The organism is Aeromicrobium erythreum, from assembly GCF_001509405.1.
In the GTDB taxonomy this organism is placed as follows: Bacteria; Actinomycetota; Actinomycetes; order Propionibacteriales; family Nocardioidaceae; genus Aeromicrobium; species Aeromicrobium erythreum.
Genome location: NZ_CP011502.1, coordinates 437104 through 451596 on the forward strand (window position 1 = coordinate 437104; position 14493 = coordinate 451596).

General features: G+C 72.6%; 12 protein-coding genes. 10 read left to right on the plus strand and 2 right to left on the minus strand.

From position 1 onward, the window contains the following. Positions 1–160: 160 nt before the first annotated feature. Complete coding sequence (locus tag Aeryth_RS02075) at positions 161–1120, plus strand: phosphotriesterase family protein (RefSeq protein WP_067854011.1); 960 nt, start codon at positions 161–163, stop codon at positions 1118–1120. Positions 1121–1301: 181 nt separating this feature from the next. On the opposite strand, the gene Aeryth_RS02080 is transcribed toward Aeryth_RS02075, so the two are convergent. Continuing rightward, a complete protein-coding gene (locus tag Aeryth_RS02080; protein WP_067854014.1) occupies positions 1302–1754 on the minus strand; it encodes a C40 family peptidase in 453 nt (150 codons plus the stop codon). A 455-nt stretch (positions 1755–2209) separates the two neighbouring features. On the opposite strand from Aeryth_RS02080, the gene Aeryth_RS02085 reads away from it, so the two are divergent. The 3 genes from Aeryth_RS02085 to Aeryth_RS02095 all read left to right on the plus strand — a co-directional run bounded on the left by Aeryth_RS02085 (position 2210) and on the right by Aeryth_RS02095 (position 5222). Beyond that, positions 2210–3424: a GGDEF domain-containing protein gene (locus Aeryth_RS02085; RefSeq protein ID WP_083516186.1), complete on the plus strand. Its 1215-nt coding sequence runs from the start codon at positions 2210–2212 to the stop codon at positions 3422–3424. Beyond that, positions 3421–3759 carry a DUF1801 domain-containing protein gene (locus Aeryth_RS02090; protein ID WP_067854017.1) on the plus strand — a complete coding sequence of 113 codons (339 nt, stop codon included), beginning with the start codon at positions 3421–3423 and terminating at the stop codon, positions 3757–3759. The genes Aeryth_RS02085 and Aeryth_RS02090 overlap by 4 nt, the downstream gene beginning before the upstream one ends. 107 nt (positions 3760–3866) lie before the next feature. Continuing rightward, positions 3867–5222 (plus strand): hemolysin family protein, encoded by a 1356-nt coding sequence (locus Aeryth_RS02095; protein WP_067854020.1) that lies wholly within the window; start codon positions 3867–3869, stop codon positions 5220–5222. A gap of 16 nt (positions 5223–5238) precedes the next feature. On the opposite strand, the gene Aeryth_RS02100 is transcribed toward Aeryth_RS02095, so the two are convergent. Beyond that, positions 5239–7629, minus strand: coding sequence for a helix-turn-helix transcriptional regulator (locus tag Aeryth_RS02100; RefSeq protein WP_067854023.1), 2391 nt, complete (start codon positions 7627–7629; stop codon positions 5239–5241). Between the two features lie 273 nt (positions 7630–7902). Here Aeryth_RS02100 and Aeryth_RS02105 point away from each other — a divergent pair, with 273 nt between their 5' ends. The 6 genes from Aeryth_RS02105 (at position 7903) to Aeryth_RS02130 (ending at position 14480) form a co-directional block, all read left to right on the plus strand. Beyond that, positions 7903–8931, plus strand: a complete 1029-nt coding sequence (locus tag Aeryth_RS02105) for an alpha/beta fold hydrolase (protein ID WP_067854026.1) — start codon at positions 7903–7905, stop codon at positions 8929–8931. Positions 8932–9070: 139 nt separating this feature from the next. Further along, complete coding sequence (locus tag Aeryth_RS02110) at positions 9071–11266, plus strand: beta strand repeat-containing protein (RefSeq protein WP_144433638.1); 2196 nt, start codon at positions 9071–9073, stop codon at positions 11264–11266. 103 nt (positions 11267–11369) lie between these two features. Further along, positions 11370–12113, plus strand: coding sequence for a DUF5819 family protein (locus Aeryth_RS02115; RefSeq protein ID WP_067854032.1), 744 nt, complete (start codon positions 11370–11372; stop codon positions 12111–12113). After that, on the plus strand, positions 12110–13159 hold the full coding sequence (locus Aeryth_RS02120; RefSeq protein WP_067854037.1) for an HTTM domain-containing protein: 1050 nt from the start codon (positions 12110–12112) through the stop codon (positions 13157–13159). Before Aeryth_RS02115 ends, Aeryth_RS02120 begins: the two co-directional genes overlap by 4 nt. After that, a complete protein-coding gene (locus tag Aeryth_RS02125) occupies positions 13156–13938 on the plus strand; it encodes a hypothetical protein (protein WP_067854040.1) in 783 nt (260 codons plus the stop codon). Before Aeryth_RS02120 ends, Aeryth_RS02125 begins: the two co-directional genes overlap by 4 nt. Next, positions 13935–14480: a hypothetical protein gene (locus Aeryth_RS02130; protein WP_067854043.1), complete on the plus strand. Its 546-nt coding sequence runs from the start codon at positions 13935–13937 to the stop codon at positions 14478–14480. Before Aeryth_RS02125 ends, Aeryth_RS02130 begins: the two co-directional genes overlap by 4 nt. Positions 14481–14493: the final 13 nt, after the last annotated feature.

The following is a 14493-nucleotide window of genomic DNA, read 5'->3' on the forward strand; positions in this document are numbered from 1 at the left end:
GACCGGGTGCTCCTCGGGTCGGGTGCTCGCAGCCTAGATGAACCTGAATCCGGATTCAAGTACGCGACGTCGGGATCGCTCCTTGACGGTGACCTGTGACCTGGGACACGCTGTACTCCAGCTTGGACCTGAACCTGAGTTCAACTCCGAAGGGATCCCGATGACCACCGTCCAGACCGTGACCGGCCCGATCGACTCCAGCGAGCTGGGCCGGACGCTCGTCCACGAGCACGTGTTCGTGCTGAACACCGAGTACAACCAGAACTACCAGGACGACTGGGACGAGGAGGAGCGGATCCGCGACGCGGTGGAGAAGCTCACCGAGCTCAAGGCCCTCGGCATCGACTCGATCATGGACCCGACCGTGCTCGGGCTCGGTCGCTACATCCCCCGCATCCAGCGCATCGCCGCCCAGGTCGACCTGCAGATCGTCGTGGCCACCGGGCTCTACACCTACAACGACGTACCCCACCAGTTCGAGCACCGTGGACCGGGCCTCCTGGTCGACATGCCCGAGCCGCTCACCGAGATGTTCGTGAAGGACGTCCAGGAGGGCATCGCCGGCACCGGCGTGCGCGCGGGCATCCTCAAGTGCGCCATCGAGCTCGCCGGCCTCACGCCGGGCGTCGAGCGCGTCATGCGCGCCGTCGGTCAGGCCCACGTGCAGACGGGCGCCCCGATCACGGTGCACACCAACCCGGCCAACGAGTCGGGGCTCGTCGCCCAGCGGGTGCTCGAGGAGGAGGGCGTCGACCTGTCGAAGGTGATCATCGGCCACTCGGGCGACACCAACGACGTCGACTACCTGTGTCGGCTGGCCGACGCCGGGTCGATGCTCGGCATGGACCGGTTCGGTCTGGACCTGTTCAACCCGATGCAGGAGCGCGTCGGCACGATCATCGAGCTCGTCCGGCGAGGCTACGTCGAACACGTGACCCTCGCCCACGACGCCAACTGCTTCATCGACTACTTCAGCGCCGACGCCAAGGCCCACGCCGCGCCGAACTGGCACTTCCGGCACATCAGTGAGGACGTCATCCCAGCGCTGCTCGAGGGCGGTCTGACGGAGGCCGACGTCGAGACGATCCTCGTCGACAACCCCCGCCGGCACTTCGAGTAGATCGCCAGCGCGGGCCCGTTTGCGTGGGGCCCCACGCAAACGGGCTCGCCCCCACGCAACCATGCGCCGGATCTGCGCGTTTGCGTGGGGCCCCACGCAAACGCGCACGGGGGAGCGGGGACCCCACGGGCCGGCGGCGTCGAGGACGCTCGCCGGCCCGGTGGGGGTGCTGCGGGGCGGGTCAGCCCATGCGGCGGACCTTGTACGAGCTCGTCCAGATGCGCTCGCGCTTGACCGACTGGCCGGTGCGCGGCGAGTGCCAGATCGTGTTGTCGCCCGCGTAGATGCCGACGTGGTAGGCGCCGTTGCCGCCGTAGAAGACGATCAGGTCGCCGACACGCTTGCGGTACTTCGAGATCTTGATGCCCTGCTTCGCCTGCTGGCCCGCGGTGCGGCCGAGCGTGGTGACGTGGGCCTTGCGGAAGACGTAGCGGGTGTAGCCCGTGCAGTCGAAGCCCGAGCGCGACGTGCCGCCCCACTTGTAGGGCGTGCCCCGCAGGGACTTCGCGATCTTCATGACCTTCTTGTTCTCCTGCGGCGTGAGCGCGGAGGCGCTGCCGGCAGCGAGCGTGGTGCCGAAGGAGAGGGACAGCAGGAGCATGGCGACGCCGAGGGCGCGCGTGACGTGACGCATGTGGTTCCTTCACGACGCTTGCGGAACGTGACCTGTCGGGCTCGTGCTGGAAGGTGCACGCCACACGTGGTGGTAAGCCCCGAGCGCCTCGGGGGAGGCGCGGACTGCTCGGCGGTCCCGCTCCACCCTGGATGTGTTCAGCGGATCGCACGGGAGAGGGTGGACTCAGCGCACCCGTGCGCGGGCCTCCCTTGTCTGAGGCCTCGGCGAGCATAGGTGCTCGCCGGGCCGGACGGGGGCCGAATGGCCGTTCCGGTGTCTCTGGAGGAACCTCCAGGAACACCGTTCTCGCCTTGCTTTGCAGCCCAGAACGCCCTCCCCCCGATCTGGCCCCCGCAGCGCCGGTGCGGCGAAGGTCACGGCGTGCGACGGGCCGGGGGGACGCGATACCCGTCCCTCGGACCCGCTTCCGTGAAAGGATCGACGCAGTTTCGTCGTACCGTCCAGGGGCCAGCATGCTCGACGTCGTCTCGTTGCGCGTCTCCTTCGCCGTCGTGGCGGTCACGCTGCTCGCGCTGTTCTACTTCGTGGCCTACCGCTCGACCCGGTCCGCCTACGCGGGCTGGTGGTGCGTGGCCCTCGGCGCGTTCCTCGCGGGTTCGGCTGCCTACCTCCTCGACGGCACGTCGCAGCAGTGGTGGGGCAACCCGCTCGGCAACGTCTGCATCGTGGCCGGGGCCGCCTCCGTCTGGGCCGGTGCACGGGCGGTCAGCGGGCTGCGCGTCAGCTGGCTGGCGGTCGCAGCGTCGCTGGTCGTGCTGCTGGTCGCGTCGGCCCTCGACCACCCGGGCCGCAACGACTGGTCCGGCGGCCCGTTCTTCCTCGGGCTGATGACCGTCTACCTGGCGCTCGCGGCGACGGAGCTGCACCGCGCCTGGAGACGGCTGCCCGCCCCGGGGCCACGCGCCCGCGTGTACCGACCGATCCTGCGCTCGCTCACGCTCATGTGCACCGGCGTCGCGGCCTTCTACCTGGCGCGCTTCGTCGCTTTCCTCGCCGTCGGCCAGGACGGCCGCCTGTTCGACGTGTTCCTCGGCAGCCAGGTCACCACCCTCGTCACCACCGTCATGCTGGCGACCGTGTCGTTCAGCATGACGGCACTCAGCTACGCCGACGACACGATCGACCTGCGCGCCCGCGCGACCCGCGACGGTCTGACCGGCCTGCTCAACCGCGACGAGCTGATGCAGCAGCTGGCCCAGCGGTGGAACGCGCACCGGCGACGCGCGGTGCACGGCGTCGTCGTGATGGCCGACCTCGACCACTTCAAGCGGGTCAACGACGTGCACGGGCACGCGGCCGGCGACTTCGCGCTGCAGATGTTCGCCGCCGCCTGTCGCTCGGCGCTCGGGCCGGAGGACCTCGCCGGTCGCGTCGGGGGCGAGGAGTTCGTGCTCTACCTCGACCGGGCCGACCTCGACGACGCCCGCCAGGCGGTCGAGCAGGTCAGCTCGATGCTGCAGCACGGGTCGCTGCCCGACGGCACCGTCCTGCCGACGGTGAGCTACGGGCTCACCGTCGCGCGCCGCGGCGACGACCCCGACGTGGCGATCGGTCGCGCCGACCGCGCGCTCTACGTCGCCAAGAGCGAGGGCCGGGACCGGGTGGCCGTGGCCGACGGCGACGAGAAGGCCCCCGCGGCCCCGCGACCGCCTACGATCGCGCCATGAGCGACTGGCGTGCCGATCGGGTGCAGCAGGTGCGCGACCTCGTGCGGGCGGCGGCGCCCGACGCGGTCGAGGAGGTCAAGTGGCGCAAGCCGTCGAACCCCGACGGGGTGCCGACATTCTCGTGCGACGGGCTGCTCTGCACCGTGGAGACCTACAAGGACAAGGTGAAGGTGACGTTCGCGCGCGGGGCGTCGCTCGACGACCCGGCCCACGTGTTCAACGCCAGCCTCGACGCGGGCACCCGCCGGGCGGTCGACCTGCGCGAGGACGACACGCTCGACGCCGACGCGTTCACCGCCCTGGTGAGCGCGGCCGTGGCCCACAACCGCGCCTGACCGGCTCGGGGGCTGGCCCCGTCGCCGCTCGTCCCTAGACTGGCCGACGTGGACCATCCTCCGAGTACCAGCCGCGACCTCCCCCCGTCCGTCGACGGGAGGTCGTGATGGACACCGGCACCCTGCTCAACCTGGCGCTCGTCATGGTCTTCGTCCTCGTGGGCGGCGTGTTCGCGGCCACCGAGCTGGCCTTGGTCTCGCTGCGCGAGAGCCAGCTCGGCCAGATGGAGCGCAGCGGCTCGCGCGGTCGCAAGGTCGCGGAGCTCGCCCGTGATCCCAACACCTTCCTCGCGGCCGTCCAGATCGGGGTGACCGTCGCGGGCTTCCTGTCCGCCGCCTACGGCGCCTCGACCCTCGCCCCCGACGTCGCACCGTCGCTGGAGGCGCTGGGGCTGAGCCCGGGCGCGGCCTCGAGCCTCGCCCTCGTCGGCATGACGCTGCTCATCGCCTACCTGTCGCTCGTCTTCGGCGAGCTCGTGCCCAAGCGGTTCGCGCTGCAGAAGTCGGGCACCATCGCCCTGCTCGTGGCGCCGCCGCTGTCGCGCTTCGCGACGCTCATGCGCCCGGTCATCTGGCTGCTGTCGTTGTCGACGAACGTCCTCGTGCGGCTGCTCGGCGGCAACCCGCACGCGACGAGCGAGGAGATGACCGAGGACGAGCTGCGCGACCTGGTGGGTGCGCACGAGAGCCTCGAGGACGACGAGCGCCAGATCCTGCAGGACGTGTTCACGGCGACCGACCGGACGCTGCGCGAGGTGATGCGACCGCGGGGCGCCGTCGACTTCCTCGACGGCGGCATGAGCCTGGCCGAGGCCGCGGGTGCCGCCCTCGCCATGCCGCACTCGCGCTACCCGGTCACCCGGCGGCGCTCCAGCGACGACGTCATCGGCTTCGTGCACGTGCGCGACCTGCTGGCCGTGCCGACCGACTCCGACGCGAAGGTCGTCGCCGACATCGTGCGCGAGATCCCGGTGCTGCCGAGCACGAACCGGATCCTGCCCGCCATGGCGCAGATGCGCAGCGAGGGCGTGCACATCGCGCTCGTGGTCGACGAGTACGGCGGCACCGACGGGATCGTCACCCTCGAGGACATCATCGAGGAGCTCGTGGGCGAGATCCGCGACGAGTACGACCTGGCCGAGAAGGCCGAGCTGCTGCACTCCCCGGAGGGCGACGACCTCGACGCCGGCATGCACCTCGACGACCTCGAGGAGCTGACCGGGCTGGAGCTGCTCCACGAGTCCGGCCACTACTCGACGGTCGCGGGTCTGGTGCTCGAGCGGCTCGGGCACATCCCGCAGGTGGGCGAGACGGTCGACATCGGTCCGTACCGCCTGACGGTGACCGCGGTCGACGGCCGCCGCATCGACCGCGTCACGCTGACGACGCGCCCGAGCGACGAGCCGTCCGCGGACGGTGCCGACGTCGAGGCGGAGCGGCCGGACGGCGACGAGCGACGCTGACCGCTCCGCGCCGCCCTCAGAGGAGGTCGACCAGGCCGCGCAGCTCCGAGCGCCGGGTCACGCCCAGCTTCTTCATGGCGCGGTGCAGGTGCGACTCGACGGTGCGCACGCTCACGAACTGCTCGCGGGCGACCTCGGCGTTCGACCGTCCCTGCAGCACCGCCATCACGACCTCGCGCTCGCGCGCCGTCAGCGACGGCCCGGTCGTCGTCCGCTCCGCCACGAACACCGCCTCGGGATGGAGGCGACGGAGCTCGCCGAGCTCCGCCGCGAGCGCGCGGGCTGAAGCGCCGGGCGGTGCCAGCCGAGAGGCGGCGAGCGTCAGGCGATAGGCGCCGACGACGGCGCCGTGCTCGAGCATGTCGTGCCGCAGGCTCGTCATCGCCTCGACGTCGCACGCATCCCGGGCGGCGATGGCGCGGAAGTAGAGCGCCGTGAGCGGGCTGTCCACCGTGCCGGAGCACGTCTCGGCAAGCTCTCGTGAGCGTGGCGTCGAGCAGATGTCCCTGGCGTGGATCGCCAGGATGGCCGCGGTGCTCAGCCACCCTCGACGGCGGGCGTCCTCGGCGTGGTCGAGGAGTGTCTCCGAGGCCGCCTCGGGCCGCCCTGACGACCGGAGGACGGCGGTGTGCCGCCAGGCGGCAGTGTCGTACGGATCAGGGCCCAGCTCAGGACCGTCGGGCGCCCAGGTGTGGAGCGCCGAGGCGAGCGCGGGGTCGTCGTCCCACAGGGAGAGGACGGCGGCCAGCTGCGGCGTGGAGACGCTGTCCTGGGCCGCGCCCTCCCAGGGGAGCGCCAGCGCCGTCTCGACGTACCGCCGGGCGAGACCGAGCTGTCCGCCGACGAGCATGAGCACGCCCACGCTCGACCCGACGTAGGCCACCTGGTCGAGCCTGCCGCTGGCGACCGCGTCGTCCACGGTCTGCGTCACCAGGGCGCGGGTCGTCCGCAGGTCGCCGCGGAACGCGGTCACCAGGCTCTGCAGGCCGCGCAGGCGCGGGACGAGGCGCACGACGTCGCCGGACTCGTCGGCCAGTGTCGACGCGAGGGCGAGGTCGTCGTCGGTCGCCGTGAACCGACCGGTGGCGAGGGCGTCGTAGAGACGCGCCTCGCAGGCCTTCGCCCGGGCCAGGGCATGGGCGCCCGGGTCGTCGGCCGGGGGCTCGTGGCGGTGGGCGACACCGGCCACGACCTCCAGGACGGTGGTGGCTGCGGCCAGGGCCAGCCGCACGTCGTCGGACCCGTCGTCGAGCCGCGCCAGGTGCTCGCGCGCCGACGTGAGCAGGGACAGGTCGGACGTGAGTCGTGTCGACCGCTCCGCGAGGCCGAGGACCCGGGCGAGGGTCGGCGCCTCCGCCGTGCCGCCGGAGACGAGCTGGGTCGAGAGGTCGTGCGGGTCGGGCGCTGCTGCCTGGCGGACGAGCTGGGCACGCCACCCGAGCTCGCGCGGAACGGGACCGACCACGCAGCCCGGCGCCGGTCCGTCGACCTCGACCGGTGGCACCCACATCGGCGGCGACGCGGAGCGGGCGACGGCGTCGGACGTCCGGCGGACGTGCTCGGCGAGCAGGGCCGACACGAGGACGGCACGGCCGTCGCCCCGTCGGACCGTCCGCACGTGCCCGAGGCTCTCGAGGCGGTCGACGGCGTCCAGCGCCGCGGGGGGCAGCGTGCCGAGCGTCGAGCGTCCGGCGGTGGCGAGCGTGGTGAGCCAGTGGCAGTCAGCGGGCGGCAGCTCGCGCAGGAAGGCCTGCCACAGACCGTCGAGCGAGCGCGAGACGAGGGGGCCACGCAGGTCCCACGCGCCGTCCACCTGCGTGATCGAGCCGTCGAACACACCGTCGTCCACGAGGTGCTCGGCGACGCCGACGACGCCACCGGACAGGGCGAACACCTCGCTCAGCAGCCTCGCGCTGACCGCCCCGCCGAGCCGCTCGCGCAGCGTCGACAGCAGGGAGGAGGGTGCGAGGCTCGGGGCGTCGACCACCACCGGGGCCCCGCTGACGACCCGGGGGGCCGCCCTGCCCGCGAGGTCGGTGCGGTACGCCGCCGCCACCACGAGACCACGTCGCTCCAGGTGGCGCAGGACGGCGACGGACTGGGCGTCGAGGTGGTCGGCGTCGTCGACCAGCAACGCCGCAGGCCCGCTGCTCGGCAGCCGGCGTCGGACGGCCTCGACCGCAGCGCGCAACGGGTTGGGCCCCGCCAGCGTGGCGGACTCGAGCAGACCGCTGATGAGCAGCGCGCCGAACGGGTGGTCGCGCAGCGGCTCGCTGCCCTCGACCCGTCGGTGGGGGACGCGGCGCGACGTCGAGAGCTCGCCCAGACGGTCGAGGAGCGTGGTCCGTCCGCTGAGGCGTCGACCGCGGATCTCGATGCTGCGGCCCTCCTCCAGCGCCGTCGTCATGCTCTGCTGTTGTCGCCCTGCCACGTCCACGTCGCAGTCCCCCTGTCTCCTGTGACTCGTCGGCAAGCATGCTCCCCCGGCAGACGCAGGACCAAGCGCGCGACTACGCAAATGGATGGACGGCCTACGCAACTTCGCGCCTCGCTGTGGACCGGCGCGGCGCGGGCGCACCAGGGTCTCCCGGGAGAGCAGCACCGCGTCACCGGCACCCGCGTCGTGGACCGGCGACGGGTGCCCACAGGCGGAGCAGGACGGAACGAGGTCACCGTGGGAATGACAGCACGCATCGTGCGCAGGGCGGTCTCTGTTGCCGTCGTCGCCGCGCTCGCGGTCGGGGTCGCGACGCCACCTGCGTCGGCCGACGTCGCGGGTGCCGTCGCGTCGGAGCGGGGAGACGCCACGAGCGTCTACGCCGACGGTCCGGGCCCGTACGAGGTGGCGTCCACCGCCGCGCTCGGCGACTGCCGTCTCGTCCAGCGCTGGATCCTGCAGCTCGCGATCGGCGACGCGGACCCTCGCTGCAGCGACGCGTTCCCCTACGGCTTCGACCAGCCGATCAGCTCGGTCGTCTACTACCCGCACGGCGTCCCCGGTGACGGTCGGCTGCCTGTCGTCGACTTCGTCGGCGGGATCTTCTCCGACGTCGGCAACTACGACACGCTCGCGCGGCACTGGGCCAGCCACGGGTTCGTCGTGACCGTCTCGTCGGACTTCGTGAACTCCGGCCCGGAGATGCACCTGCTGGGGCTGGCGACCGCCCGGCGGCTCGACGCCGACCCGACGTCGCCGTTGCACGACCGGGTCGACCTCGGCCGGGTCGTGCTCGCGGGTCACTCCGCGGGTGGTGCCGCCGCGCTGCAGGCCGCGAGCGTGCCGGCCGACCTGCTGACGCGGCTCGACCCGCGGCTGCGGGTCAGCGGGACCCTGGCGGTCGAGCCGGGTCCCGGCGCCCTCGGCTCGACCGTGCGGACGCCGGTCCTCGTCCTCGCCGGCGCCCGGGACGCGACCGTCCCGGCCGGCTCGTGGCCGCTGCTCACCCAGAGCGGACTCGTGCGGTCGGTGCCGGGCTGGTTCGCGACCGCACGGACCGCCGACCACTTCAGCCCGGTACGCACGAACCTGGCCGATGACGAGTTCGCCGGCATCACCACCGCGTACCTGCTCTACCGCGGCACCGGTGACGCGGAGGCGAGCACGTTCTTCGAGGGCCCCGACTACCGGCTGGCCCGCGACACGACGTTCATCACCCATCCGCTGAACCCGCTGCGCGTGCGTCGCAACGCCGCGGCAGGCGCGCTGTGACCGACATGCACCGCGGTCGCGGACGAGCGAGGTCGCCGGACCCCGACCCGCCCGACGGGAGCCGATCCCGGACGCCCTCGGAGTGCGACAGACGCCGCCCTCCAGCCCACGAGCACGACGTCTTGAAAGGACGACACCGATGACGCAGGACCTGAGACGACAACGACGACAGCGGCGCAGGCGGACGACCATCGCCGGCACCGCCCTCATGGGCCTGGGCCTGACGATGGCGGCGCAGTCCGCGATGGCCGGCGACGAGCCCGGCGGCTTCAGCGGGGCGGTCCGCAACTACGGCGTGTTCGCGGGCGCGTCGCTGCTCGACAACCGCATCAACCTGCGCGCCAACGTCGCGGAGGGCGTCGCGGTGGCCGACAGCGCGGGCCTGAGCCCGTACCAGGGCACCGGCGTCGGCTCCTACGCCGTCCCGTCGACGATCGCGAACGACCCGGAGTCGCGCTCCTACGCCCGGGCCTCGCCCATCGGCGCCGGTGCCGTCGGGCTGAACCTGCAGATCGTGAAGGCCGAGTCGGCGGCGACCACCGTCGTCGACGGCCAGCGCGACGACCAGGACTTCGGCAACCTCACCATCCCGACCCTCGGGTCGCTCGAGGCCTTGACCGGCGCCGCGGAGGCGCGCTGGAACGCGCAGACCGTGGCCCAGGGTGGTCGTCTCTCCTACGCCGAGACGAACACGGGCAAGCTGACCCTCATCGACCCGACCCTGGGGTTCCCGCTGCCGGGCTCGATCTTCCCGGTCGGCGAGGCGGACCTCGGGCAGAACACGAGCGAGGTCAGCCTCGTGCCCGACAGCGCCGTCTGCCCCGACGGGTTGGCGCTCCAGAGCGAGGCGACGTGGAACTTCGCCGACGTGCAGCTGTTCGACGGGCTGGTGGCCGTGTCGTGGGGCGGTGACGCGGGTGGACCCGACGACATCGCGCGGATCGTCGCGAAGGCGAACGGCAAGCCGGCGGGCGCCACGCTGGAGGTCCCGGAACTGCCGGACATGCAGATCAAGATCGGCGACGCCGCGCTGAAGCTCGAGCCCGGTCTGTCGATCGAGCTCAGCCAGGTCTTCAACGGCTCGCCGGTGGGCGAGTCGCTCAGCCGGCTCGTCGACGGCGAGCTCAACTACGGCGGCATCACGAACGTGGTGGAGGCGTCCGACGGCACGCACGCCGCGGGCTCCATGAACGGTCTCACGGCCGACCTCACGATCGCGCCGATCCCGGGCGTCGCACCGAACGGCCTGGGCTCCGCGGAGCTCGGGTTCGAGCGGGTCGACGTCGACGCCAAGGCCGCGTCGGGCGGCATCAACTGCACGGGCGGCACGGACAACTCGGGCACGGACAACTCGGGCACCGATAACTCGGGCACGGACAACTCGGGCACGGACAACTCGGGCACCGATAACTCGGGGACGGACAACTCGGGGACGGACAACTCGGGCACCGATAACTCGGGGACGGACAACTCGGGGACGGACAACTCGGGCACCGATAACTCGGGTACGGACAACTCGGGTACGGACAACTCGGGCACCGATAACTCGGGGACGGACAACTCGGGTACGGACAACTCGGGGACGGACAACTCGGGGACGGACAACTCGGGTACGGACAACTCGGGGACGGACAACTCGGGGACGGACAACTCGGGTACGGACAACTCGGGGACGGACAACTCGGGCACCGACAACTCCGGCACTGATAACTCGGGGACGGACAACTCGGGGACGGACAACTCGGGCACGGACAACTCCGGCACTGATAACTCGGGGACGGACAACTCGGGGACGGACAACTCGGGCACGGACAACTCCGGCACGGACAACTCGGGCACGGACAACTCCGGCACGGACAACTCCGGCACGGACAACTCCGGCACGGACAACTCCGGCCGGGACAACTCGGGCACGGACAACTCCGGCCGGGACAACTCGGGCACGGACAACTCCGGCCGGGACAACTCGGGCACGGACAACTCCGGCCGGGACAACTCGGGCACCGACAACTCCGGCCGGGACAGCTCGGGAGCTGACAGCTCGGGTGCCAGCACGTCGGGCGACGACGACACGGGCGGCACCTCCGGCGCCGACACGTCGGGCGCCGGGCAGTCGGCCGGCAAGGACCAGATCGCCGGTGGTGCCAACGGGATCGGGTTCAGCGCCTCGGCGTCCGGCATCAGCAGCGGCGCCGTGGGCGGCCCGCGCGGGGGCTACCTCCCGAACACCGGTGGCCCGGTCTCCGTGCCGCTGCTGCTGTGGGGCCTGGCGCTGACCGCCCTCGGTGGAGCCACCCTCGTGGCGGGTCGCCGCGGACGAGGAGCCCGGGCCTAGCCGCCGGGCCGAGCTCCCGCCGCCCATCGAGGCGGGTCGGGGTCGGTGCCGCCGTCCGTGAGGACGCCACCGACCCCGACCTGCCTCCGACCGAGGAGTGCAGATGACGAGCGACCCGCAGCAGCCCGCCCGACCGCTACCGCGCGGCGTCCGCCGAGTCCTGGTGGCCGTGGCCGTCGCAGCCGTGGCGCACACGATGGTCGTGGCCTTATGGATCCTCCCGGACAACCTCGTCACCGAGCAGGTCTCCGGGCGATGGCTCGACGCCTACATCGAGCCCTTCTTCGAGCAGAGCTGGTCGGTCTTCGCGCCGATCCCGAAGCGCGGGACCATCGACCTCGAGGTGCGCGGTCGCGACGGTGACGGCTGGACCTCGCCGTGGGTCTCCCTCACGGCACCCGAGCGCGACCAGATCCGCTACTCGCTCGCGCCCAGTCGCTCCGCCCTGCTCACCCAGACCCTCGCGGGCTCGCTCAACGGCGCCTACGGCGCCCTCTCAGACGACCAGCGCGACGTCGTCTCGCAGCACGAGACCGCCCGCACGCTGCGCAAGGCCCTGTTCGCCGCCGACGGGGAGCCGGCCGCGGCCCGCCGCTACCTGCGCACCGACGGGGTGCTGGAGCAGCTCGCGTCCGTCGCGGCCCAGACGTTGTGGGACGGCAAGGCCACCCAGGTCGAGCTGCGCACGGTCCGACGTCAGGTCGTCGAGTACGGGACGGCCCAGGACGGGCGACGGACCGTCACCTTCCGTCCGGTCCGGTACGGCTGGCGCAACGTGGTGTCCGTGCCGCAGCCCGACCGTGGCGTGCTGCAGGACCACCTGGCGCGGGTCGGGGTGCGGCCATGAGGGCGGTCGGCCAGCGACGCATCGACCAGCGCCGCGAGACGTCGAGGGTGGCGGAGGTCGTCGACCGGCTGTGCACCCAGCCGTACGGCCTGCACAGCCTCGCGGCGTGCCGGATCCTGCTCGGCACGATGTACGTCGGGGTGCTGCTGTCGAACCTGCGCGACCGACGGCTCCTCTGGGGTCCCGGGTCGTCCTGGATGACGCCCCTGCGGGAGGGCTACGGGTTCGACGGCTGGCTCGTGGGCCTGCAGCACCTGTCGGGCGGATGGTTCGACCTGTTCTACCTCGCGGTCTTGGCGGCGGCGGTCTGCTTCACGCTCGGCCGCCTCACCCGCACGGCGGGGCTGCTGCTCCTGCTCGGCTCGATCCAGCTCGTCGAGTCCGCCCCGTTCCTCGGCGACCAGGGCGACAACATCGCGCGGATCGGCCTGTTCTACCTGTTGTGGACGCGCTGCTCGGTCGTCTGGTCGTGGGACGCGCGCCTGCGGTGGGGTGGGATGGACTCGACCCTGCAGTACCTGGTGTGGACGCGTCTCGGTCTCGCGCGGGTGCTCGACCGCGACGCGGCGCGGGCGGTCGGCACGTTCGTCAGCAACGTGGCGCTCGGGCTGCTCATGGCGCAGATCGTGATGGTCTACGTGACCGCCGGCCTGTACAAGGCGCGCGGCGGGCCGTGGCAGTTCGGCACGGCGCTCTACTACCCGTTGTCGCTGCCGGAGTTCCGGCCGTTCGGGTTCCTCAACGACCTGCTCGTCGCCCAGCCGGTGCTCCTCGCCCTCGCGACCTGGTCGGTCGTGCTGCTGCAGGTCCTGTTCCCGCTGACGCTGCCGTGGGCCCCGGCGCGGCGCGTGGCGCTCGTCGGCATCGCGGGCATGCACCTCGGCATCGCCCTGCTCATGGGCCTGCCCTGGTTCTCCCTGTCGATGCTCGCCTTCGACACCCTCTTCGTCAGCGAGCGCACGCTGCTGCGCGTGCAGGCGTTCGCGGTCGACCGGTGGGACGACCTCGTCATCGCCGTCCAGAGCCGGGTGCGGAGGACCGCATGACCCGTCGCGCCTCCCGCGCGCGGTCGGTGCTGGCCGCCGCGGCCCTGGTCCTCCTCGCCGGCCTGTGCCTGACGGGCTGCTCAGGTCGCGACGACGACGCGGCGCGGGAGCGCCACCCTGTACCGAAGGCCGACGCGTCCACCGCGTCACGGGAAGCGACACCGTCGGCGAGCGCCATGACCGACCCCCACGTGGGTGCCGCGCTCGAGCGGCTCCGCGCGGCGTCGCGAGCCGCGCACGTGGCCGGTGCGACGAGGATGACCGGCAGCAGCAGCACCGCGGGGGAGCGCGGGACGGTGCGGGCCACGGGTGACCTGCGCAGCGGCGCCTGGGAGGCGACCGTCCGGGCACCGCGGACCCGGCTCGAGGTGCGCAGCCGCTACAACACCACGTGGGTGCACGCCGACCGCACGTTCTGGTTGCGCAGCGGGTACACGCCGGCGTCCGCTCGCGCCGGCGCCCGTGGCTGGGTGCTGATGGAGCGGTCGGCCGGGGACCGGCTCCGCGACCAGCTCGACCCGGGCCGGGTCCTCGGCCGCGCCGCCGCACTGCGCCCCGCCGACGTCGCCCGGGTCCGCGCGGACGAGGACCGGTACGAGGTGGTCCTCGACGACGACTCCGGCGCCCGCACGACGTTCGTCGTGACGCGCCGGGGGACCCCCGTTCTGCGGTCCGTGCGTCTCAGGGGTGAGGGGGTCCGCGCCGACTTCGACCTGCGGCTCCTCCGCGAGCCGGTGGTGGTGGCGACGCCCCGACCCGACGAGGTGGTGCGACCGTGAGCCGCGACGACGCGGGGGCCCCGGGCCGGGCGGCACGTGCCGTCGTGCTCGTCATCGCCGTGCTCGCCGTCGTGGTCCTCTTGGCCGGGTGCGGCGGTGACCGCGAGCCTGCTCCGCGGCCCACGGCACGGGCGACCTTGAGCATCGCGCTGACGGACTACTGCGGGACGCTCGAGAGCCTGCGCGCCGCGAACGCCCACCCGCCGCCGGCGCGGGAGGTGGCCCGCACCCTCGGCCAGCGACTCCAGGTGCTCGAGCGCACGTACGACCACCTGGCGCGCCTGGAGACCGACCGGACGAGCGAGGCGGCCTACCGTGCCGTCACGCGCGACCTGGGCGCCGCGCGCGGGGCCCTCGAGAGCGCAGGAGGCGACCTCTCGAACGAAGGTGTGCTGCTCGCGCTCGCGCAGATGCGGGACACCCTCGCGCGGTCGTTCGCGACCCTCGACCCGCGCCTGCGTCGACGCTGCGGGATCACCGCCGAGGAGCTGGCCGGCACGCCGCTCGACCCGCCGACCACCCCGGGGTCCGGCCGCGCATGACGCCCCGTGCCCC